The following is a 20,579-nucleotide window of genomic DNA, read 5'->3' as shown; positions in this document are numbered from 1 at the left end:
GCGCCGGGGTGGCCCGGAGCCAGGACGGGACGGGCCGCACTAGCGCTTGTCGCGCAGCTCGCGGCGCAGGATCTTGCCCACCGGGGTCTTGGGCAGCGATTCGCGGAACTCGATCACGCGGGGCTGCTTGTAGCCGGTGAGGTTGGCCTTGCAGAACTCGCGCACCTGCGCCTCGGTGAGGTCGGTGCCGCGCTTGACGATGACCAGCTTGACGGCTTCGCCCGTCTTTTCGTCGGGCACGCCCACCACCGCGCATTCGAGCACGCCGGGCAGCGTGGCCACCACGTCCTCGACCTCGTTGGGGTAGACGTTGAAGCCGCTCACCAGCACCATGTCCTTCTTGCGGTCCACGATCTTGAAGTAGCCGCGCTCATCGATCACGCCGATGTCGCCGGACTTGAAGTAGCCGTCGTCCGTCATGACCTTGGCGGTCTCGTCGGGCCGCTGCCAGTAGCCGGCCATGACCTGCGGGCCCTTGATGGCGATCTCGCCGCGCGCGCCCGGCTCGGTCACGTCGCGGCCATCGTCGTCGATGAGCTTCATGTAGGTGCTGGAGATCGGCACGCCGATGGTGCCGGTGAACGCCTTTTCCGTGGCCGGATTGCAGGCGACCGTGGGGCTGGTCTCCGACAGGCCGTAGCCTTCGCAGATGGGGCAACCGGTCTTTTCCAGCCAGAGCTTGGCCACCGCGCCCTGCACGGCCATGCCGCCGCCCACCGACACCTTGAGGTTCTTCCAGTTCACGGTGTTGAAGTCGGGGTGGTGGGCCAGGCCGTTGAACAGTGTGTTCACGGCCGGGAAGCTGTGGAAGGTGTGCCGCGAAAGCTCCTTGAGCACCGCCGCCAGGTCGCGGGGGTTGGGCAGCAGGATGTTCTTGGCGCCCGTGCGCATGCTCATCATCATGTTCACCGTGAAGGCGAAGATGTGATAGAGCGGCAGCGCGCACACGGTGGTGGGCTGCTCGTTGGCCGGCACGGTCTGCATCACGGGCAGGTTCCAGGCTTCGGCCTGCAGCACGTTGGCGATGATGTTGCGGTGCAGGAGCACGGCGCCCTTGCTCACGCCCGTGGTGCCGCCCGTGTACTGCAGCAGGGCCACGTCGTCGGGGCGCAGGTCGGGAACCTTGAGCGTGCCGCGCGCGCCCTGCGACAGCGCGTCGTTGAAGCGCACCGCGCCGGGCAGGTTGAACGGCGGCACGAGCTTCTTCACGCTGCGCACCACATAGTTGACGATCAAACCCTTGGGGAAGCCCAGTCGGTCGCCCATGGCGCACAGCACGACGTGCTTGACCTGCGTGGCACCGATGCACGCCTGCAGCGTGGCGGCGAAGTTCTCGATGATGACGATGGCCTTGGCGCCCGAGTCCTTGAGCTGGTGCTCCAGCTCGCGCGGGGTGTACAGCGGGTTCACGTTCACCACCACGAAGCCCGCGCGCAGGATGGCGGCCACGGCCACGGGGTACTGCGGCACGTTGGGCATCATCACCGCGACGCGGTCGCCCTTGGCCAGCCCCAGGCCCTGGAGATAGGCCGCAATGTGGCGGCTTTGCACGTCCGTCTCGCCGAAGCTCACATCCTTGCCCATGTAGCTGTAGGCCACGCGGTCGGCGTATTTGCCGAAGCCCTCTTCCATCAGGGCGATGAGCGAGGGGTACTGCGCCGGGTCGATGTCGGCCGGCACCCCGGGTGGGTAGGCGGCAAGCCACGGGCGGTCATTCATGCTGTGTGTCTCCAAACCTGCTGTTACAAAAAGGAGCCCGCATTGTCGTCGCGGGCGAAGGCGCCAGGGGCCTGTAGTTTCCCTAAACCGTGCTGCCCCTGCCGCAGCGGCCGCCAGCGGGCGGCGCCGGAGGGCGCGCGGGCCTATTCGATGGCCTTGCCGATGTCCTCCACGACCTTCTTGGCGTCGCCGAAGACCATCATGGTCTTGTCCATGTAGAACAGTTCGTTGTCCAGGCCGGCATAGCCCGCCGCCATGGAGCGCTTGTTCACGATCACGGTCTTGGCCTTGTAGGCCTCCAGGATGGGCATGCCGTAGATGGGGCTGCCCTTGGTGTGCGCGGCGGGGTTCACCACGTCGTTGGCGCCGAGGATGATGGCCACGTCCACCTGTCCGAATTCGCCGTTGATGTCTTCCATCTCGAACACCTGGTCGTAGGGCACCTCGGCCTCGGCGAGCAGCACGTTCATGTGGCCCGGCATGCGCCCGGCCACCGGGTGGATGGCGTATTTGACGGTGATGCCCTTCTCGGCCAGCTTGGCGGCCAGCTCCTTGACCGCATGCTGGGCGCGCGCCACGGCCAGGCCGTAGCCGGGCACGATCACCACGGTCTCGGCGTTGCCCAGCACGAAGGCGGCGTCGTCGGCGCTGCCGCTCTTGACGCTGCGCTGCGCCTGCGCGCCGCCGGCCGAAGCCGCCGCCGCATCGCCGCCGAACCCGCCCAGGATCACGTTGAAGAACGAGCGGTTCATCGCCTTGCACATGATGTAGGACAGGATGGCGCCCGAGCTGCCCACCAGCGATCCGGCGATGATGAGCATGCTGTTGTTCAGGCTGAAGCCGATGCCCGCCGCCGCCCAGCCCGAGTAGCTGTTGAGCATCGAGACCACCACCGGCATGTCCGCGCCGCCGATGGGAATGATGATGAGCACGCCCATCACGAACGCCAGCGCCAGCATGGCGAAGAAGGCGGTCCAGTTCTCGGTGGCCATGTAGACCAGCCCGAGCCCGATGGTCGCCAGGCCCAGCACGAGGTTGAGCAGGTGCTGGCCCTTGAACTGCACCGGCGCGCCCTGGAACCAGCGGAACTTGTATCTGCCCGACAGCTTGCCGAAGGCGATCACCGAGCCGCTGAAGGTGATGGCGCCGATGGCCGCGCCCAGGAACAGCTCCAGCCGGTTGCCGAACGGGATCGGTAGCCGCGCGAAGCCTTCCACCAGCACGGTGCCCTCGGGAGTGGCGGCGCTGGCCAGGGCCGGAACAGGGGGTGGCACGATGCCGAAGGCCCAGGGCTCGGCCACCGCGGCGACGGCGATGAACACGGCCGCCAGGCCGATCATGCTGTGCATGAAGGCGACCAGTTCGGGCATCTTGGTCATCTCCACCCGCTGGGCCATCACCGTGCCGGCAGCGCCCCCGACGAGCAACCCGAGCAGCACCCAGGCCAGGCCCATGGGCGCGCCGCGCGTGACGCTCCAGATCAGCGCGGCGGTGGTGAGCACGGCGATCGCCATGCCGGCCATGCCGAACAGGTTGCCCCGGATCGAGGTGGTGGGATGCGAGAGCCCCTTGAGCGCCTGGATGAAGCAGACGCTGGCCACCAGGTACAGCAGCGTGACGAGGTTCATGCTCATGGCGCGGCCTTGTCGGAAGCGGCGCCGGCGGCAGCGGAGGCCGCGGGCTTGCGCTCCTTCTTGCGGAACATCTCCAGCATGCGCCGCGTGACGAGGAAGCCCCCGAACACGTTCACCGCGGCCAGCGCCACCGCGAGCACGCCCATGGTCTTGCCCAGGGTGGTCTCGGTGAGGGCCGCGGCCAGCATGGCGCCGACGATCACGATGGCCGAGATCGCATTCGTCACCGCCATCAGCGGCGTGTGCAGCGCCGGGGTCACGGTCCACACCACGTGGTAGCCGACATAGATGGCCAGCACGAAGATGATCAGGTTGATCAGCGTGGGGGAAACGGCATCCATGGCAGCACTCCTTGAAGGTGAAGGGGCGAACGGGGCGAAGGAACGGACGACTGGCTGAACGACGGAATGGCTACTGCGGCGGGGCGACCGGGAACGGCGGCACGATCAGCCGGCCGTCCATCATCGCGGTGCTCAACCGCGCGGCCTGCGCCATCTTGTCGCCCCACTCCAGAGCGGGGCGGCCGGCGCGCAGGAAGGCCTCGTTGTCGCGCGTGGGCGGGCGCAGCAGGCGCTGATCGACCAGTGCATCGATGGTGACGATGGCGCCGCCGTTGGTGGCATAGCGGAAGAACACGTGCGAGTACGGCTTGGCGGGCGCCGCCTGGTTCATGGACAGCCACTGCGCCACGGCGGGGCGGTTCTTGGCCAGGTAGTCCTCGGTATCGGCACGGCGCTTGTAGCGCAGACAGTCGATGCGCGCGGGGCTGCCCTGGGCCTTGTCCTCGACGAACACGCCCTGCTGCTGGGGGCACGGGGCCGTCCACAGCGTGGTGTCGCGCGGGTAGTTGGTGCTGTTGGTCTGCACCAGCAGCACGGCCAGCAGCGGCCGGTCCTTGCCCGGACCGCGCAGGCCCATGGCGGTCATCTGCGTGGGCAGGTCGGCGGAGGTGTCGTCGGGCAGCACGTCGATCACCTCGTCGCGGCGGCCCAGCACCTCCCAGTCGCCCGGCGGCAGTTCCAGCTGCGCACGGCCCACGTGCGGCAGCGCGGGCTGCACGGGCGCGCAGGCGGCCAGGGTGAGCAGCGAGGCGATGGCCAGCAGCGGGCCGCCAAGGCGGGGGGACAGGGGGAGCAGGGATGAAAGCCGGGTCTTCACAGGAATGCTTGTCTTGTCATGCGCGGGTGACCGCGCCTTCATGGGCCACGAGGCAGGCGGCGACGATGTCGTCTTGCCGGTCCACGTGCAGGGCCCCTTCGGGGTGGATGATGAGCTTGAGGAAATCGAGCACGTTGCGCGCGTAGAGTGCCGAGGCATCGGCCGCCACCAGCGCGGGCAGGTTGGTTTCGCCGACCAGCGTCACGCCATGGCGCACCACGGTCTGGCCGGCTTCGGTCAGCGGGCAGTTGCCGCCCTGGGGAGCGGCGATGTCGACGATCACCGAGCCCGGCTTCATGGACTGCACCATCGCCTCGGTCACCAGCACCGGCGCGGGCCGGCCGGGAATGAGGGCGGTGGTGATGACCACGTCGGCCTGGGCCACGCGCTTGGCCACCTCCACCTTCTGGCGTTCCAGCCAGCTGGCCGGCATGGCGCGCGCATAGCCGCCGGAGCCCTGGGCGGCCTCTTTCTCTTCGTCGGTTTCGAAGGGCACGTCGATGAACTTCGCGCCCAGCGATTCGACCTGGTCCTTGACCGAGGGCCGCACGTCGGAGGCCTCGATCACCGCGCCCAGCCGCTTGGCCGTGGCGATGGCCTGCAGGCCGGCCACGCCCACGCCCAGCACCACCACGCGCGCGGCCTTCACCGTGCCGGCGGCGGTCATGAGCATGGGAAAGAAGCGCTGGTAGCGGTCGGCCGCGACCATCACGGCCTTGTAGCCGGCGATGTTGGCCTGGGAAGACAGCACGTCCATGCTCTGGGCGCGCGTGGTGCGGGGCGCGGCCTCCAGCGCATAGGCGGTGACGCCCGCCTGCGCCAGCCGCTGCAGGCCGGCCGCATCGAAGGGGTTGAGCATGCCGACCAGCGTGGCGCCGGGGCGTAGCAGGGGCGTTTCGGATTCGGTGGGGCAGCGGACCTTGAGCACGAGGTCGGCGCCCCAGGCGCTGGCGGCGTCCACGATCTCGGCGCCGGCCGCGGCATAGGCGGCATCCGGCACGCTGGCGGCCACGCCGGCACCCGCCTGGATGCGCACCGCATGGCCCTGGGCCTTGAGCTTCTTGACCGTCTCCGGGGTCGCGGCGACCCGGGTTTCTCCAACCATGGACTCGGCTGGTACACCTATCTGCATGTTGTCTGTCTCCCGGCTGGCGTGTGCTCGGCGATCTCCGCTCACTGGGCCCGAGCTTACCCGATGCGCTCCGCGGCATCGGCCCGCCCCCATGACGAAGGCCCGGCGCACGCGAATGCGCCGGGCCTTGGCGTGCGGGGGCGCCAGCGCCCCCGTGCGGCGCAGGGGGTCAGTTCACCACCTGGGCCAGCGCGCCCGCGGCGTACTGGCCGGCCACGACCTGCAGGCTGTGGCCCTTGATCTTGGGTGCCTGGCCTTCGCAGCCGAACTCGATGTAGCGCTGCTTGCAGATGGCCTTGGCGGCCTCGCGCGCGGGCTTGAGCCATTCGCGGGCGTCGAACTTTTCGGGGTTCTCGGCCAGGAACTTGCGCACGGCGCCCGTCATGGCCAGGCGGATGTCGGTGTCGATGTTGATCTTGCGCACACCGATCTGGATGGCCTTCTGGATTTCCTCGACGGGCACGCCGTAGGTTTCCTTCATGTTGCCGCCGTACTGGCGAATGATCTCCAGCAGCTCCTGCGGCACACTGGAGCTGCCATGCATCACCAGGTGGGTGTTGGGGATGCGGCGGTGGATTTCCTGGATGCGGTCGATGGCCAGGATGTCGCCCGTGGGCTTGCGCGTGAACTTGTAGGCGCCGTGGCTGGTGCCGATGGCGATGGCCAGCGCGTCGAGCTGCGTGCGCTTGACGAAGTCCGCGGCCTGCTCGGGGTCGGTCAGCAGTTGCTCGCGCGTCATGGTGGCGTCGGTGCCGTGGCCGTCTTCCTTGTCGCCCTTCATGGTCTCCAGCGAGCCCAGGCAGCCCAGTTCGCCCTCGACCGTGACGCCGACCTTGTGCGCCATGTCCACGACCTTGCGCGTCACGTCCACGTTGTATTCGTAGCTGGCGATGGTCTTGCCGTCGGCCTCGAGCGAGCCGTCCATCATCACGGACGAAAAGCCCAGGTCGATCGCGCCCTGGCACACGGCGGGGTTCTGGCCGTGGTCCTGGTGCATGACCAGGGGAATGTGGGGGTAGGCCTCGACGGCGGCCTGGATCAGGTGCTTGATGAAGGCTTCGCCGGCGTACTTGCGGGCGCCGGCGCTGGCCTGCAGGATGACCGGGGCACCCGTCTCGTCGGCGGCGGCCATGACGGCCTGGACCTGTTCCAGGTTGTTCACGTTGAAGGCGGGAATGCCGTAGCGGTTTTCGGCGGCATGGTCGAGCAGTTCGCGCATCGAGACGAGAGGCATGGGATGGGTCCGTTCAATGGTGGGCAGTGGGGAAGGCACGCAGGCCCTGAAGGGCCGTCGGCCGCGGTGGTAACCGCTTCGTAACCGGCGATTTTATCCGGTCGGCCCCGCCGGGGAATCCATGAATTCCAGACGGTAGCAGGTGGTGAATGGCGGCGGCACGGCGCCCGGGCCGAAGCGCGCGCCGTGCGCCTCCGCCACGCGCGCGACAATCTCGTGCCCCAGGTGCAGGCTGTCCACCGGTGCGGGCGCAGCGCCCTGGGCATGGTGCCGGGCGCCGTCGTCCACCACCTGCAGCCAGGGGCCGCCGTGCTCGGCCTGCCCCAGCTGCACCTCGATGCGGGTGCCGTGCGGCGTGTGCTTGAGGGCGTTCTCCAGCAGGTTGCGCAGGGCGATCTCCAGCAGCACCGCGTTGCCGTGCCAGACCAAGGCGCCGGGCGCCGCGACGGCGATGCTGTCCTCGCGCGCCCAGGCCGCCTGGGCGTAGTCGGCGCTCACGCCGCGCGCCAGTTCAGCCAGATCGACGGACGCGGCCGCCTCGTGCAGCTGGGTGCGGCTGGCGCGTGCCAGGGCGAGCAGCTGGTTGAGCACGTGCCCGGCGCGCAGCGCATCCTGCCCGATCCGGGCCAGCGCCTGGGCCTGCTCCTGCGCCGACAGCCCCCCGTCCAGCGCCCGCGCCTGCAGCACGATGGACGACAGCGGCGTGCGCAGCTCGTGCGCCACCTCGTTGGCCAGCCGCCGCTCGCGCGCCAGCGCCGCCTGCTGGCGGTCCAGCAGGGTATTGATGGACACGACCATCGGGTCGAGTTCGCGCGGGGCGTTGCCGGCGTCCAGCCGCTCGGCACGCACCACGTCCAGCCGGGCCACGGCGTCCGACAGCGAGTACAGCGGCCGCAGCCCGCGCCGCACCGCCAGGCCCAGCGCCAGCGCCACCACCGGCAGCAGCCACAGCCCGGGCTCGATGATCTGGCCGGCGATGTCGTCGGCCAGGTCGTCGCGCTCGTCCAGGTTGAGCAGCACCATGATCTTGCGTTCGTGGGCCGCATCCCACTGCGAGAACCCGCGCCAGGACACCGGCGGCTCGCCCAGCTCCAGGTCGGCGAAGCCGTCCGGCAGGTCGAACGCCGGCAGCGGCGCGCTGCCCGTGCGCGACAGCAACTGGCCGTTCGCTCCCCACAACACCACGCTCAGCGATTGCTGGTAGTCATGCGCCTTGAGCCAGGGCGTGGGGGCGCGTCGCGTGGCCAGGGACGGCTCGACCCCGTCGGACGCGCGCAAATTGAGCAGCAGCGCGGCGACGCTGGCCAGGTGCCCGTCGGTCAGTTCGTCGGCCTCGTGCACCCCGGTCTGGTAGCCCAGCCCGACGAAGGTGCCCCACACGACCACCAGCGCGCCCAGCGTCCACAGCAGCAGGCGCCGCATGAGCGAGCCCCTGCGCACAGGTGGCACGGGCGCCGCGGCGATGTCGGCGGGCTCGGGGATCGGTGGGTCAGTCGGAAGGACGCGGCTCATGGCGTGTCCTCCAGCGGCATGAAGTAGCCCACGCCGCGCATGGTCTGAATGCGCCCGCTGCCGAGCTTGCGGCGCAGATGGTGGATGTGCACTTCCACCGCATTGCTCTCCACCGCGCTCTGCCAGCTGTAGAGGCTTTCCTCGATCTGCTGGCGCGACAGCACCCGGCCGCGCGACTCCAGCAGCACCAGCAGCACCGAAAACTCGCGTGGGGACATGTCCACCTGCTGTCCGGCGCGGCGTACCGTGCGCGCGGCGGGGTCCACCTCCAGATCGCCATGGCGGATGGTGGGCGATGCCCGGCCCGCAGCCCGGCGCAGCAGGGCGCGCAGGCGCGCTTCCAGCTCGTCCACGTCGAACGGCTTGGCCAGGTAGTCGTCGGCCCCTTCATCCAGGCCCGCGATGCGCTGGTGGACCTGGTCCCGGGCGGTGAGGATCAGCACCGGCAGGGCCGGATCGGGCAGCGCGGGCGCGCCCGGGGCACCGGGCGGGCTGTGGCGCAACCGGCGCAGCAGCTGGGCACCATCGCCATCGGGCAGGCCCAGGTCCAGCAGCACGGCATCGAACCGCTCCATGCGCAGGGCGCTCCAGGCGGCCGCCACGCTGGAACACACGTCCACCGCATAGCCGCGCTGGTGCAGGTTGGTACGCAGGCCGTCGGCAATGCCTGCATCGTCTTCGACCACGAGGATTCGCATGGGGGCGATTGTCACCGCGATGCGGATTCGCCAGAGCCCGCCCGTCCGGCGGACTGACAAACATGGTGGGGACCACCGTTAAGACGGCGTTAAGAGCGGCTGCCTATCGTCCGCCCCTATGCCGACTTCATACCCCCCTGTCGCTGCGCCTGCCGCGTCGCGACTCTCCCCTTCGCTTCCACCGCTGGCCTGGGCGCTGGGCGTCCTGGCGGTACTCATCGCCTGGGACAGTTCGGGCCTGGACCTCGATCTGGCCCGGGTGTTCGGCTCGGCACAGGGCTTTCCCCTGCGCGACCACTGGCTTTTCGTGCACGTGCTCCATGAAGGCGCGCGGCGGCTGGGCTGGGTGCTGGTGCTGGTGCTCGCTGTCGGCGTGTGGTGGCCGGTGGGCGTGCTGCGCCGGCTGGACCATGGCGAGCGGGTGCAGATGGCGATCAGCGCCCTGCTGTCGCTGGGGGTGATTGCCCTGCTCAAGCAGAGCAGCACCACCAGTTGCCCCTGGGACCTGGCGGAGTTCGGTGGCGTGGCGCGCTACGCCTCGCATTGGGCCCTGGGTGTGATGGACGGCGGCGGCGGCCACTGCTTTCCCGCAGGGCATGCCTCGGCCGGCTTCGCGTTCCTCGGTGGCTATTTCGCCCTGCGCCGCAAGGCGCCACCCGCCGCGCGCTGGTGGCTGGCCGGCGCCCTGGCCGCCGGTGTCATCCTCGGACTGGCGCAGCAGGCACGCGGCGCCCACTTCACCAGCCACACACTGTGGACCGGCTGGTTCTGCTGGATGACGGGCTGGCTGTGCGACCTCGGGGGACAGTGGATGCGTCGGCATTTCCCGGAACTGGACAGCCACCTGACCGCCGAAGCCGACGCCCATGCTGTCCATTGAACTGGCGCTGTTCACGGGCGTGAACGCCACGGCAGCGACCCCGGCCGGCATCGTGACCGCCGCGCGCTGGCTGTCGCAGGGTTTGCCCATCCTCGCAGGGCTGCTGGTGGCCGCGGGCCTGGCCTTTGGCAGCCCCCGGCTGCGCCAGGCCCTCATGCTGAGCCTGGTGGCCGTAGTAGTCGCCTGGTGCGCAGCGCACGGCATCCGCGCATGGTTTCCCATGCCCCGCCCGGGGCAGCTAGGCCTCGGCGTGCAGTGGATCGAGCACGGCGTCCGCGCGGGCTTTCCCAGCATGCATGCCACCGGCGCGTTCGCGCTGGCCCAGGGGTTGGCCCTGGGGCTGCACCGGCGCCACGCGCCCTGGCAATGGCTGGCTTTCGGACTGGCGGCGGCCGTGGCGTGGAGCCGTGTCTGCCTGGGTGTGCACTTTCCCGTGGACGTGCTGGCGGGCGCACTGACCGGCTGCGCGAGCGCCCTGTTCGCCAGGGCCCTGCTGCGGCACGCGCTCAGCTGGCGCGGCAGATCTTCAGCATATTGGTTCCGCCCGGCGCGCCCATCGGCTCGCCGCACGTGATCGCGTACAGGTCGCCCTGCTGCACGATGTTGCGGCTCTTGAGGTGGCCTTCGGCCTGTTCCAACGCGGTGTCGCGGTCGGCGCTGGTGTCCATGAGCAGCGGGCGCACGTTGCGGTACATGGCCATCTTGCGCTGCGTGGCCACCTTGGGGGTGAGCGCGTAGATGGGAATGTGGATGCGGTGGCGGCTCATCCACAGCGCGGTGGAGCCGCTCTCCGTCATGGCCACGATGGCCTTGGCCCCCAGGTGGTGGGCCGTGAAGAGCGCGCCCATGGCGATGGACTGGTCGATGCGGCCCAGGGTCTGGCCGGTGAAGTCGGAATCGCGCTCGGGGTCTTCCGCCGCCTCGGCGGCGGCGCAGATCTTGGCCATCTCCTCGACCGTCTCCAGCGGGTATTTGCCCGCAGCGGTCTCGGCGCTCAGCATCACGGCGTCGGTGCCGTCCAGCACGGCGTTGGCCACGTCGCTCACCTCGGCGCGCGTGGGCACGGGATTGGTGATCATGCTTTCCATCATCTGCGTGGCGGTGATGACGACCTTGTCCATGTCGCGCGCCATGCGGATCATCTTCTTTTGCAGCGCCGGAACGGCCGCGTTGCCCACCTCCACGGCCAGGTCGCCCCGCGCCACCATGATGCCGTCGGACACGCGCAGGATCTCCTCCAGGCGCGGCACGGCCTCGGCCCGCTCGATCTTGGCGATCAGGCCCGGCTTGTGCCGGTACTCGGCTGCAGCCACATTGCACAGCTGGCGCGCCATTTCCATGTCGGTGGCGTTCTTGGGAAAGCTCACGGCCACGTAGTCGGCCTGGAAGCTCATCGCGGTGCGGATGTCCTCCATGTCCTTGGCGGTGAGGGCCGGTGCGGTGAGGCCGCCTCCCTGCTTGTTGATGCCCTTGTTGTTGGACAGCTCGCCACCGATCTTGACGGTGGTGTGCACTTCCTCACCGCGCACGGCGTTCACCACCAGCACGATCAGGCCGTCGTTGAGCAGCAGCACGTCGCCGGCCTTCACATCGCGCGGCAGTTCCTTGTAATCGAGGCCCACGCCGTTGTCGTCGCCCGGAATGGTGCGCGACGCGTCGAGGATGAAGGACTGGCCCTGCTGCAGCTGCACGCGGCCTTCGGCGAACTTGCCCACGCGGATCTTGGGGCCCTGCAGGTCGGCCATGATGGCCACCTCGCGGCCCGCGCGCTGTGCGGCCTCGCGCACGGCGATGGCGCGATCGATGTGGTCCTGCGCCTTGCCGTGGCTGAAGTTCAGCCGCACCACATTGACCCCGGCACGGATCATCTGCTCCAGCAGTTGCGGGTCGCTGGAAGCGGGCCCGAGGGTGGCAACGATCTTGGTGGCGCGGCGGATCTGCATGGCGGTTCGGTCTCTCTGCATGGATGTAATCGGGTTTCAATTTTGCATGAAAAGAGGTTACATCACCTTCAGGCAGACCCCGACTGCGCGCCATGGCCAAAGCAGGTCTGCGCTGGCAGGGACTGCAGCGGGCACCCCGCTGCGGCACGGACCTGGGGGTCCGCCCACGATGCCCGAGCGGACCGCCCACCCGGGCATCGAAGCCTCAGGCTTGTGCGTCGCCTTCTGGGTGGGGGCGGCGCCGGCGCAGTACCTGCTGGGGCGCGCCGCCAGCGGCAAGGGCCTCGGCTTCGGCCTCCCGACGGACCGCACGTACCGCGCCTTCTGCCTGCCAGCTCCCCCCGATGGCCGCGTACTGCAACCCCGCCAGGATGCCGGCGAGGGAGTTGCTCAAAAAGTCCTGCTGCCCCCGCGTGCCGCCGCGGCTCACATTTCCCAGCAAGTTGAAAATGGCATTTCCTGCGGTGATGGCGGTGATGCGCGCAGGCGTCTGGTCCAGCAATCGTCCATAGTCCGTTCCCGTGAGGCGAGGGTTCCATTGCTGCACCGTCCCAGACTGCAGCGCCTCCTGCTGGGTGACGGATATCCAGTCTGCAGTCTCCACCGCCCAGTTGATGGCCGCCTTGATGGCGGACGCCCCGGCGATGTCGCCCCATGCAGCGCTTCTTGCACTGCTGGAGCTGGCTGCATCCAGCAGCACGGTACGTGCGGCGGAAGTATCCCCTCCCAGTATCGGAAGCTCGGACCAAGCGTTGTTGCCCACCGCATTGGCCATACCGTAGAAGAGGCTGGCCGAGTTCAGATGGCTGCCGCTCACGCCGCCAGAGGTTTCATCGCGCATGCCGACCATGCTGAAGGACGCCTGGATGAAGTCGCGCGTGAACGAATACGCCAGTGTCTTGACGTCCACTGCAAGCACGTCTGCGGCCATTCCCACTTTGCCGGTGATCAAGCCATGCAGTGAAAGCCCGGCCGAGACCATGGAAGCGCCGATCTGCTCCAGCGTCACGATGCGCGACATCCGCTGCTGCTTCTGGCGCAGTTGTGTCTTTTCCTGCTCCGAGCACGCGGCCCATTGCTCCACGGTCATCGCGTGAAAACCCCGCGCGGCCGTGTCCGGATCGCGTGCCTCGCGCCGCTCACGCATGATGGCCATGCCGATGTTGAGCAGCCCCATACCCACCTGCATGCCCAGAACCATGGAGGGCGGTGTGTTGCGAAACGCGATTTTCATGGACTCCGCCATCATTTCGCGCACAAAGGTAGGTGCGTAGACCCCTGCGGCCTGGTGGATGGCATGGCCCGCTCCAGCACCCATCACACGCTGGCTGGGCAGCATCGAGCCGATGGCCTGGGCCGTGGTGGATTCCGATACTGCGGTGCGGGCTGCCGTGGCCACGTCCCCGAGCCGGTGCAAAGCCGCTTCTCCGCTCTGCATAGCGCCGATGCCCAATTGCCGCAGCATCGCGTTCCAGCTCTGCGGCTCATGCACCGCCGGCTCCTCATGTTCCTGCAGCTCTGGCATATCGCCCCGGCGGCTGGCGCTCAGGAACCGGTCCAGCGGAATATCAACGAGTTCCTCCAGTGCCGGCATCTCGCCCCTGGTCCGGAACGACACGTTGGCGGTTGAAAAACCGATTATCGCCGCTCCCTCACCGAAACCACCGGCGTTCGGAGTCCTGGGTTCGCTGCTATCCCAGCGATGGCTGCCTCCGGGTAGAGGGGTATGAAAGGATTCCGAGCGCGTAGGACTGGACAGCAGGGAGAAGGAGTCTCCGTCTTGAAGCATCTGGCGCGGCGGCATCGTCTGCGGATGCGCTTGGGACAGTCCTCGCCGGCCGGTCAGCGACGCGTGCTGAAGGCGTCCGGAAATGCTGGCGCCCGAGGAGCGGGCCTGGGGCATCTGAGGTTCAGGGGAAAGTGTGGGGCGGATCGGTGTGGTCGAACCGGACGCGTTCGTTTTATTGAGCATGGGTACGCTCCTTGTGGCCGCCGGAGGCTTCGGGTGCCGCGCAGGGAACGCCCGCCTGCACGGCATTGGCCAGCGCAGCCAGTTGCAGAATGTGCCGAGCGACGACCTCCGCCGAGGCGTTGCCCAGTGGACACCGGCACAGCAGTTGCGGCCCCGCGAAACCGCGGGCAAAAACGGCTCCAAGGCTGAGCATCAGCTGCGTGGATGCCTGCAGCGCGGCCACGCGCCGGGCCGGATCGTCCAGGCAGTCTGCGAGCAAGGGCGCTGTCATGATCAGCGCCTCCTCGTCCACGTCGGGCACCAAGGCAATGGTGCGGCTTTCCAGGGCGATGGTTCCGGTGCGCGAGGCATCCTTTGCCTGCTCCTGCGATGCGCCCAGGAACAAGGCCGTGTCCCTGACCAGCGCCAGAACGCGGGATGACGCTTCGAACTCCTGCACAGGGGCGGGTGGCTGCGGGCGGGGTGCGAGAACGGCGCTCATTGCACACCTCCTTTGCGCGGCGAGGCTGCGCCCAGTGCCAGCACCCCCTCCCGGGTGGCTTGGCACATGGCCAGCAAACCGCCAAGCTGCGCGGCAAGAAGCTGCTCGTTTTCCTGCTGCGTCTCCAGGCGGCGCACCAGCACGGCATCGCCGTTGTCTTCCATGCCATAGCCCCAGTCGGAGCTGAGCATCGACTGCCCGTTGGCGACCAGCAGCGCGTCGGTCCAGGTTTCCGCCGGAACATGCTCGGGCCGGGCCATCGTGGCAATGGCGGCCCATGGGCCATTGTCCCGATGGCTCAGGGGTGCCACGCGCAGCGTGAACGGCCCCACTTTCGCTTCGCCCGTTTCTCCAAAAATCCGGGCAGTGGCCTCGTCGGCCCCCAGTTGCAGGGCTGCGTCCCTGGCACAGGCCTTGCGCCGGGATGACAGTGCGGGGCCACGCACGGGTGGCTTCGGTTTTGCGTTTTTCATCGTCGTTCTTTCAACCGTTATCGCTTATATATTTCCGCGCGACATGCGGATTTGGTGCCCTTTACACCAGCCGGCAGTCGTCTCTGAAAATGTGCCGGCCGTTCCATCGTTGAATGTGCGAAGGCGCCACATGCCTCGACAAGCGAAGCGATTGGCCGGGTTGCGAAAAACAAAGTTGACAGGAACGCGCGACATTGAACCTTGGCAGGCGCGCCGGATCATGGCCCCCCCGCCGAGCCGTCGATTCCATCAGGCCGCAAGGTGCATCGCGCAGCGTGGAATCCTTCCATTCAATGCACCAACGCAAATGAGAAATATTCTCATTTGTGTGACAATGTGCGCCGTGAGCCAGACAACCTGCAGGGACGACGGTGCCGCGATCGGCAGTGTTCAGACCGCGCGAGAGGGTATCCAGCAGACAACCCTTTTCGACGCACTCCATGGTTCACTGCCTGCACCTCCGGCCTGTTTCTCTTGCGCACGGCGCCCTGCGCTTCGCCCCCATTCCGCATGCCCTTCGCCCGCTGGCGGGTGCTGCGCTCCTGGCGGTCCTCGCCGCCCCTGCCGCGCCGGCGTGGGGACAGGGCTCCGGCACCGGCACCCCAGGCGCCGTGAGGACGGCACTGCTGCCGCAGGTGGACGTGGTGGACGAGGCCGAACGCAGTCCGGGCACCTCCACCGTCGTCAGCGGCGAGGCACTGGAGCAGGCTGGCAGCATGAAGGACGTGGTGCGCAACCAGCCGCTGGTCTCGGCCCCGGGCACCGCTGCGGGCACCACCCGCAATCGCAGCAGCTTCGACCGCTCCGGCACGACGGGCTACAACATCCGCGGGATCGAAGGCAACCGCGTGGGCATGGACGTGGACGGCGTGGAAATGCCCGATGCCACCACCCGCCCCTACGTGAGCCGCGTGGGCGCGAACACCTTCGGCATCGGACGCGACTTCATCGACCCCGAGATGTTTTCCTCGGTCAACATCCTGTCCGGCACCACCTCCGCCAAGCGCTCCGCCGGTGGCATCGGGGGCGCCGTGAGCTTCAAGACCAAATCGGCGAGCGACTACCTGCGGGGCGACCGGACCTCGTACCTGGGCGCCAAGATCGGCTACGACTCGGCCGACCGAGCATGGAACGAGAGCTTCACCGGCGCCGCCCGCAGCGGCGACCTCGATGGCCTGATCGCCTATTCGCGCCGGGACGGCCACGCGGCGCGCAACCACAGCGACGTGGTGAACAGCTACCCCGACGACTGGCACTCGGACGCCCTGCTGCTCAAGGGCGGCCTGCGCGTGGACGGCAGCAACCGGCTGGAACTCTCGGCCGACCTGTACCGCCGCAAGAATGACACCTTCTTCCACGGGTGGAACACCACCAACACGGCCATCACCGAGCAGTCCCGCCAGGCCAGCGACACGGAGCGCAACACGCTGCAGCTGACCCACCAGTGGACGCCGCGCAATGCCTGGGTGGACCACGCGGACACCCGCCTGTACTTCCAGGACACGGGCACCACGGACGCGACCGACACCACCACGCTGGCCACCGGCGCCCTGGTGCGCAATCTTTCCGAGAACCAGACCCGCACCTGGGGGGCGTCCACCACGGCGGACAAACGCATCGGCCGGCACCAGCTGAGCTTCGGCGCCAATGCCTCCACCCAGGACGTGGACCGCCCCTGGAACGTGGCGGGCTACATGAAGCCCCAGCCCGACACCACCACCCGGCGCCTGGGCGCCTTTCTCCAGGACGACATCGCCTTCGATGCGGGCGGCAAGCGGCTTGCCGTGATTCCCGCCCTGCGCGTGGACCGCATCGACATCCAGACCCGCAACCTCGGCAACTTCGTCTCCGGCGTGCTCACCGAGCAGGACGTGAGGCGCCTGTACGGCAATGCGCCCTCCACCACCCTCTGGAGCCCCAGCCTGGGCCTGACCTATGACCTCGCGCCGCGCTTCATCACGTATGCGCAGTACAAGCGCAGCGGCCGCGCGCCGTCGCCGGGCGAGATCTTCGGCTCGTGGAACATGGCCAGCAACTACGCCACGGGCAACCAGTACGCGCTGATCGGCAACCGCGACCTGAAGGAAGAGTCGAGCAACGCGTTCGAGGTGGGCGTCAAGGGATCGCCGGCCGACGGCGTGACGCTCAACAGCTCGGTCTTCTACACGCGCTACCGCGATTTCATCGCCTACACCCGCTACACGCGCGCCAGCGCGCCCAGCCTGTTCACGAACGTGCCTGCGCACATCGGCACCATCTACCAGGCCGAGAACCGCGACGAAGCCACCATCTACGGCCTCGAATTGAGCGCACGCCTGGAACACGGCCAGTGGAGCCCGGCGGCCCGCGGCCTGTACACCACCTGGGCGGTGGGCCTGAGCAAGGGCACGTCGCGGTCGCACTACGCCGGCGACAAGGATGTGGCGCTCGACTCCGTGCTGCCACGCAAGGCCATCGTCGGCGTGGGCTACGACGCGCCCATGAAGCAATGGGGCGTGAACGTCACCGGCACCTTCGTGGCCGCCAAGCGGGCAGAGGCCACCAACCGCGACAGCTACACCAACGCGGGCGCGGCGCTCACCGACGCCACCACCCAGCTGTTCCGCGTGCCCGGCTATTCCGTGCTCGACCTGAGCGGCTACTGGCAGGTGAACAAGAGCGTGCGCCTGCAGGCCGGCATCTACAACCTGACCGATAAGCGCTACTGGGACTACGCCAGCGCCCGCAGCCTGCAGCCTTCGGTGGCGCGCGACCAGCGCGACATCGAACTGCTCACCCATGCCGGCCGCACGGTGGCGGTGTCGATGTCCGTCGCGTTCTGATCCGCCCGCGCCGGCCTCAGCCGGCCTTCTTTTTCCCCATTCCACAGGAGTCTTCCCATGCCACACCCACTGTCCCTCTTTTCCCACCGTCCTCGCGCCATCCGCCGGGCCGGCATCGCCACCGCCGCCAGCGTGGCGGCACTGCTCGCGGCCTGCGCGGCCCCATCGGCCCCTGCCGGCGACGGCCCGGCGCGGCCGGCAGGCGGCCACGGCAATGCCGCCTTCATCGGTGGCTACGACGCCAACCAGGACGGCCAGGTCACCCGCGCCGAGTACAACGCGGTGCGCAAGCAGCGCTTCGCGGCTGCCGACACCAACCGGGACGGCTGGCTCAGCGAAGCCGAATACGTGGCCGAGTTCGAGGGGCGCCTGCAGCAGCAGTACGCCGTCCAGAAGCGCCCGCCCGACGCGGCCCACGCCGCGTCGATCCAGCAGGCCCATGTGCGATTTGGCATCCTGGACAAGAACAAGGATGGCCGCCTGACCGAGGACGAAGAACTCGCCATCGCCGACCGGACCTTCAAAGGCGCGGACACCAACGGCGACGGCGTGGTCAATGCCGCCGACGCCAAGAAGCCTTGAGGCCGCCATCCATGCCTGCCATGCACACCGCCCCTCTCTTGCCGTGGCTGCGGCGCGCCGGCCTGGCGCTGGCCCTGGGCCTTTGCGGCCTGGCCCGCGCCCACACGCCCTACCTGCTGCCCGCGAGCTTCGACATCGAGCCCGGCTCCAACGTCAGCGTGGACGCCGGCTTCACCGAGAAGTTCTTCCTGCCTGACGTGGCGTTCGGCGACACGCGCTTTGCCATCACCACGCCCGATGGCGGCACGCTGCCGTTCGGCGATGTGCGCCAGTTCAAGACGCGCACCGTGGCCGAGCAGAAGCTGCCCGGTGCCAAGGGCACGTACCGGCTCAGCACCGGCCCGCGCCTGGGCGCGATCTTTCGCAGCTGGGAGCACGGCGGCAAGGTCGAGGTGGCACGCGACCCCGCCACGCCGATGCCGTCCGGCGCCAGGCTGCTGAGCCACTACCAGTCGCTATCCATCTCCGAGGCCTATGTGACCGCGGGGACCCCCACGCGGGCCGCGCTGGCGGGCTCGGGCAAGGGGCTGGAGATCGTGCCCGCCACGCACCCGAGCGATCTGTTCGCCAAGGAAGCCTTCGACTTCGCCGTGCAGTTCGACGGCCAGCCGCTGGCCGGGCAGAAAGTGGACCTCTACCGCTCGGCGATGGACCTCGCCAGCCAGCACAGCGCCGAGAGCCTGAAGACCGATGCGCAAGGCCGCATCCACTACGTGCCGCCACAGCCCGGCGTGTACCTGGCCCTGGTGCGCCACCGTGCGCCCGCGCCGCAAGGCGCGGCGGCCCCGATGTACGGCCACAACTACACGCTGACCTTCCGGGTGCTGGCCCCGTAGCGCGCGGTGAGGGGCGTCAGCCCCGCATCAACGCCTCGATCTCGTCCGCCTTCACCGGCACGCCGCGCGTGATCAGCTCGCAGCCGCCGTCGGTGACGATGGCGTCGTCCTCGATGCGGATGCCCAGATGATGGAAGGCCTCGGGCACGCCCGGGGCCGGGCGCACGTACAGGCCCGGCTCGATCGTCAGCACCATGCCGGGCCGCAGGATGCGGCTGGGGCGGTTGGCGATGGTCTCGCCCGAGAGCGGGTCCTTGCGCTCGCTGACCTGCCCGACCTCGGACGGCTCCACGTAGCTGCCGCAGTCGTGCACGTCCATGCCCAGCCAGTGGCCGGTGCGGTGCATGTAGAACTGGAAGTAGGCGCGGCTGTCGATCACGTCCTGCGCCGTGCCCACGGTGTTCCTGTCGAGCAGGCCCAGGTCCAGCATGCCCTGCGCCAGCACGGCCACCGTGGCGTCGTGCGGGTCGTTGAAGCGGGCGCCGGCCTTCGTCGCCGCGATGGCCGCGTCCTGGCTGGCCAGCACCAGGTCGTACAGCGCGCGCTGCGGCCCGGTGAAGCGGCCGTTGGCGGGAAAGGTGCGCGTGATGTCGCTGGCGTAGCCGTCGAGTTCGCAGCCCGCATCGATCAGCACCAGTTCGCCGTCGCGCACCGGGGCGGCGTCGGCGCGGTAGTGCAGCACGCAGGCATTGGCGCCGGCGGCGACGATGGAGTTGTAGGCCGGGCACTGCGAGCCGGCTTCGCGGAAGGCATGCAGCAGTTCGGCGTCCAGGTGGTACTCCCGCACGTCCTCGCCCGCGCGCAGCATGCGCGCGCTGCGCTGCATGGCGCGAATGTGGGCCTGGGCGCTGATGGCCGAGGCACGGCGCATGGTGTCCTGCTCGTGCGCGTCCTTCACCAGCCGCATTTCGTCGAGCAACGTGCACAGGTCGTCCTGCTGCGCCGGGCACAGCGCGCCGTAGCGCACCCGTGCGCGCACCTGGTTCAGCCAGCCCTCCACGCGCGCGGCCAGGCCGGTGTGGATGGCGAATGGGTACCAGACCCGGGTGCGGTTTTCGAGCAGGCGGGGCAGTTGCGACTCCAGCACGGCGGCCGAGTGCGCGGCGTCCACGCCCAGCGTGCCCACGGCGGCCTCGGGGCCCAGGCGGTAGCCGTCCCAGATCTCGCGCTCCAGGTCCTTGGGCTGGCAAAACAGCGTGCTCTGGCCCTGCGCCGTGATCACCAGGCAGGCGCCCGGCTCGGTGAAGCCGGTGAGATAGTAAAAATAGCTGTCGTGCCGGTACAGGAAGTCGCTGTCGCGGTTGCGCGGGCGCTCCGGGGCGGTGGGCACGATGGCGATGCCGCCTTCGCCGAGCATCGAAGCAAGGCGGGCGCGGCGCTGGGCATAGAGGGAGTTCTGTGGGCTCATGCAGGCATTCTCAGGGCATCGGCTGGGGAGCATTTGCAATTCCGCTGGGCAAATTACATTTCGAATCACTGCAGGCACGCGCCGCCCCGGCGGTG

General features: G+C 68.8%; 18 protein-coding genes. 5 read left to right on the top strand and 13 right to left on the bottom strand.

Annotated features, from left to right (window positions below; all coding sequences use genetic code 11):
* Positions 1–39: 39 nt before the first annotated feature.
* The 8 genes from R1Z03_RS13150 to R1Z03_RS13115 form a co-directional block, all read right to left on the bottom strand.
* A complete protein-coding gene (locus R1Z03_RS13150) occupies positions 40–1,719 on the bottom strand; it encodes a long-chain-fatty-acid--CoA ligase (protein WP_284424369.1) in 1,680 nt (559 codons plus the stop codon).
* Positions 1,720–1,862: 143 nt separating this feature from the next.
* A complete protein-coding gene (locus R1Z03_RS13145) occupies positions 1,863–3,353 on the bottom strand; it encodes an NAD(P)(+) transhydrogenase (Re/Si-specific) subunit beta (protein WP_317351523.1) in 1,491 nt (496 codons plus the stop codon).
* On the bottom strand, positions 3,350–3,694 hold the full coding sequence (locus tag R1Z03_RS13140; protein WP_284424371.1) for an NAD(P) transhydrogenase subunit alpha: 345 nt from the start codon (positions 3,692–3,694) through the stop codon (positions 3,350–3,352). Before R1Z03_RS13140 ends, R1Z03_RS13145 begins: the two co-directional genes overlap by 4 nt.
* A 70-nt stretch (positions 3,695–3,764) precedes the next feature.
* The gene (locus R1Z03_RS13135; protein ID WP_284424372.1) at positions 3,765–4,511 is read right to left on the bottom strand and encodes a hypothetical protein; all 747 of its coding nucleotides are present in this window, start codon (positions 4,509–4,511) and stop codon (positions 3,765–3,767) included.
* A gap of 16 nt (positions 4,512–4,527) precedes the next feature.
* Entirely contained in the window at positions 4,528–5,643 is a 1,116-nt protein-coding gene (locus tag R1Z03_RS13130) for a Re/Si-specific NAD(P)(+) transhydrogenase subunit alpha (protein ID WP_317351518.1), read from the bottom strand.
* A 169-nt stretch (positions 5,644–5,812) separates the two neighbouring features.
* On the bottom strand, positions 5,813–6,877 hold the full coding sequence (gene fba, locus R1Z03_RS13125) for a class II fructose-bisphosphate aldolase (protein WP_092742855.1): 1,065 nt from the start codon (positions 6,875–6,877) through the stop codon (positions 5,813–5,815).
* A gap of 93 nt (positions 6,878–6,970) precedes the next feature.
* Positions 6,971–8,299 carry a histidine kinase dimerization/phospho-acceptor domain-containing protein gene (locus R1Z03_RS13120; RefSeq protein ID WP_317360367.1) on the bottom strand — a complete coding sequence of 443 codons (1,329 nt, stop codon included), beginning with the start codon at positions 8,297–8,299 and terminating at the stop codon, positions 6,971–6,973.
* A gap of 86 nt (positions 8,300–8,385) precedes the next feature.
* Positions 8,386–9,087, bottom strand: a complete 702-nt coding sequence (locus R1Z03_RS13115; protein WP_284424374.1) for a response regulator transcription factor — start codon at positions 9,085–9,087, stop codon at positions 8,386–8,388.
* 118 nt (positions 9,088–9,205) lie between these two features.
* On the opposite strand from R1Z03_RS13115, the gene R1Z03_RS13110 reads away from it, so the two are divergent.
* Together R1Z03_RS13110 and R1Z03_RS13105 are read left to right on the top strand one after the other, a co-directional pair.
* Positions 9,206–9,967 (top strand): phosphatase PAP2 family protein, encoded by a 762-nt coding sequence (locus R1Z03_RS13110; RefSeq protein ID WP_317351511.1) that lies wholly within the window; start codon positions 9,206–9,208, stop codon positions 9,965–9,967.
* Positions 9,954–10,541: a phosphatase PAP2 family protein gene (locus R1Z03_RS13105; RefSeq protein WP_317351508.1), complete on the top strand. Its 588-nt coding sequence runs from the start codon at positions 9,954–9,956 to the stop codon at positions 10,539–10,541. Before R1Z03_RS13110 ends, R1Z03_RS13105 begins: the two co-directional genes overlap by 14 nt.
* Here R1Z03_RS13105 and pyk read toward each other — a convergent pair.
* The 4 genes from pyk to R1Z03_RS13085 all read right to left on the bottom strand — a co-directional run bounded on the left by pyk (position 10,474) and on the right by R1Z03_RS13085 (position 14,836).
* Positions 10,474–11,910: a pyruvate kinase gene (gene pyk / locus R1Z03_RS13100; protein WP_284401746.1), complete on the bottom strand. Its 1,437-nt coding sequence runs from the start codon at positions 11,908–11,910 to the stop codon at positions 10,474–10,476. The genes R1Z03_RS13105 and pyk overlap by 68 nt on opposite strands.
* A 205-nt stretch (positions 11,911–12,115) precedes the next feature.
* Positions 12,116–13,882: a hypothetical protein gene (locus R1Z03_RS13095; protein ID WP_317351505.1), complete on the bottom strand. Its 1,767-nt coding sequence runs from the start codon at positions 13,880–13,882 to the stop codon at positions 12,116–12,118.
* Entirely contained in the window at positions 13,872–14,363 is a 492-nt protein-coding gene (locus tag R1Z03_RS13090) for a hypothetical protein (RefSeq protein ID WP_284424377.1), read from the bottom strand. The genes R1Z03_RS13095 and R1Z03_RS13090 overlap by 11 nt, the downstream gene beginning before the upstream one ends.
* The gene (locus R1Z03_RS13085; protein ID WP_284431599.1) at positions 14,360–14,836 is read right to left on the bottom strand and encodes a hypothetical protein; all 477 of its coding nucleotides are present in this window, start codon (positions 14,834–14,836) and stop codon (positions 14,360–14,362) included. The genes R1Z03_RS13090 and R1Z03_RS13085 overlap by 4 nt, the downstream gene beginning before the upstream one ends.
* Before the next feature lie 440 nt (positions 14,837–15,276).
* Here R1Z03_RS13085 and R1Z03_RS13080 point away from each other — a divergent pair, with 440 nt between their 5' ends.
* Genes R1Z03_RS13080 through R1Z03_RS13070 form a run of 3 tightly spaced genes read left to right on the top strand, consistent with a single transcriptional unit; the run spans position 15,277 to position 19,076 of the window.
* Positions 15,277–17,658 carry a TonB-dependent hemoglobin/transferrin/lactoferrin family receptor gene (locus R1Z03_RS13080; RefSeq protein WP_317351500.1) on the top strand — a complete coding sequence of 794 codons (2,382 nt, stop codon included), beginning with the start codon at positions 15,277–15,279 and terminating at the stop codon, positions 17,656–17,658.
* Between the two features lie 57 nt (positions 17,659–17,715).
* Positions 17,716–18,240, top strand: coding sequence for a hypothetical protein (locus R1Z03_RS13075; RefSeq protein ID WP_317351497.1), 525 nt, complete (start codon positions 17,716–17,718; stop codon positions 18,238–18,240).
* Positions 18,241–18,260: 20 nt separating this feature from the next.
* Positions 18,261–19,076 carry a DUF4198 domain-containing protein gene (locus R1Z03_RS13070; protein WP_317351494.1) on the top strand — a complete coding sequence of 272 codons (816 nt, stop codon included), beginning with the start codon at positions 18,261–18,263 and terminating at the stop codon, positions 19,074–19,076.
* 16 nt (positions 19,077–19,092) lie between these two features.
* Here the strand turns inward: R1Z03_RS13070 and R1Z03_RS13065 are convergent, their stop codons facing one another.
* Positions 19,093–20,484 carry an aminopeptidase P N-terminal domain-containing protein gene (locus tag R1Z03_RS13065; RefSeq protein ID WP_317351491.1) on the bottom strand — a complete coding sequence of 464 codons (1,392 nt, stop codon included), beginning with the start codon at positions 20,482–20,484 and terminating at the stop codon, positions 19,093–19,095.
* Between the last annotated feature and the right edge of the window lie 95 nt (positions 20,485–20,579).

This window comes from Acidovorax sp. BLS4 (assembly GCF_032929295.1).
Lineage (GTDB): Bacteria > Pseudomonadota > Gammaproteobacteria > Burkholderiales > Burkholderiaceae_C > Paracidovorax.
Note: the sequence above shows the minus strand (reverse complement) of the source record. Positions and strands in the feature narration are given on the sequence as shown.

Coding starts and splice junctions, on each gene's coding strand:
- R1Z03_RS13065 (WP_317351491.1), bottom strand. CDS start 20,484: ATGAGCCCACAGAACTCCCTCTATGCCCAGCGCCGCGCCCGCCTTGCT.
- R1Z03_RS13085 (WP_284431599.1), bottom strand. CDS start 14,836: ATGAAAAACGCAAAACCGAAGCCACCCGTGCGTGGCCCCGCACTGTCA.
- R1Z03_RS13105 (WP_317351508.1), top strand. CDS start 9,954: ATGCTGTCCATTGAACTGGCGCTGTTCACGGGCGTGAACGCCACGGCA.
- R1Z03_RS13080 (WP_317351500.1), top strand. CDS start 15,277: ATGGTTCACTGCCTGCACCTCCGGCCTGTTTCTCTTGCGCACGGCGCC.
- fba (WP_092742855.1), bottom strand. CDS start 6,877: ATGCCTCTCGTCTCGATGCGCGAACTGCTCGACCATGCCGCCGAAAAC.
- R1Z03_RS13140 (WP_284424371.1), bottom strand. CDS start 3,694: ATGGATGCCGTTTCCCCCACGCTGATCAACCTGATCATCTTCGTGCTG.
- R1Z03_RS13110 (WP_317351511.1), top strand. CDS start 9,206: ATGCCGACTTCATACCCCCCTGTCGCTGCGCCTGCCGCGTCGCGACTC.
- R1Z03_RS13130 (WP_317351518.1), bottom strand. CDS start 5,643: ATGCAGATAGGTGTACCAGCCGAGTCCATGGTTGGAGAAACCCGGGTC.
- R1Z03_RS13075 (WP_317351497.1), top strand. CDS start 17,716: ATGCCACACCCACTGTCCCTCTTTTCCCACCGTCCTCGCGCCATCCGC.
- R1Z03_RS13120 (WP_317360367.1), bottom strand. CDS start 8,299: ATGCGGCGCCTGCTGCTGTGGACGCTGGGCGCGCTGGTGGTCGTGTGG.
- R1Z03_RS13115 (WP_284424374.1), bottom strand. CDS start 9,087: ATGCGAATCCTCGTGGTCGAAGACGATGCAGGCATTGCCGACGGCCTG.
- R1Z03_RS13145 (WP_317351523.1), bottom strand. CDS start 3,353: ATGAGCATGAACCTCGTCACGCTGCTGTACCTGGTGGCCAGCGTCTGC.
- R1Z03_RS13070 (WP_317351494.1), top strand. CDS start 18,261: ATGCACACCGCCCCTCTCTTGCCGTGGCTGCGGCGCGCCGGCCTGGCG.
- pyk (WP_284401746.1), bottom strand. CDS start 11,910: ATGCAGATCCGCCGCGCCACCAAGATCGTTGCCACCCTCGGGCCCGCT.
- R1Z03_RS13090 (WP_284424377.1), bottom strand. CDS start 14,363: ATGAGCGCCGTTCTCGCACCCCGCCCGCAGCCACCCGCCCCTGTGCAG.
- R1Z03_RS13095 (WP_317351505.1), bottom strand. CDS start 13,882: ATGCTCAATAAAACGAACGCGTCCGGTTCGACCACACCGATCCGCCCC.
- R1Z03_RS13150 (WP_284424369.1), bottom strand. CDS start 1,719: ATGAATGACCGCCCGTGGCTTGCCGCCTACCCACCCGGGGTGCCGGCC.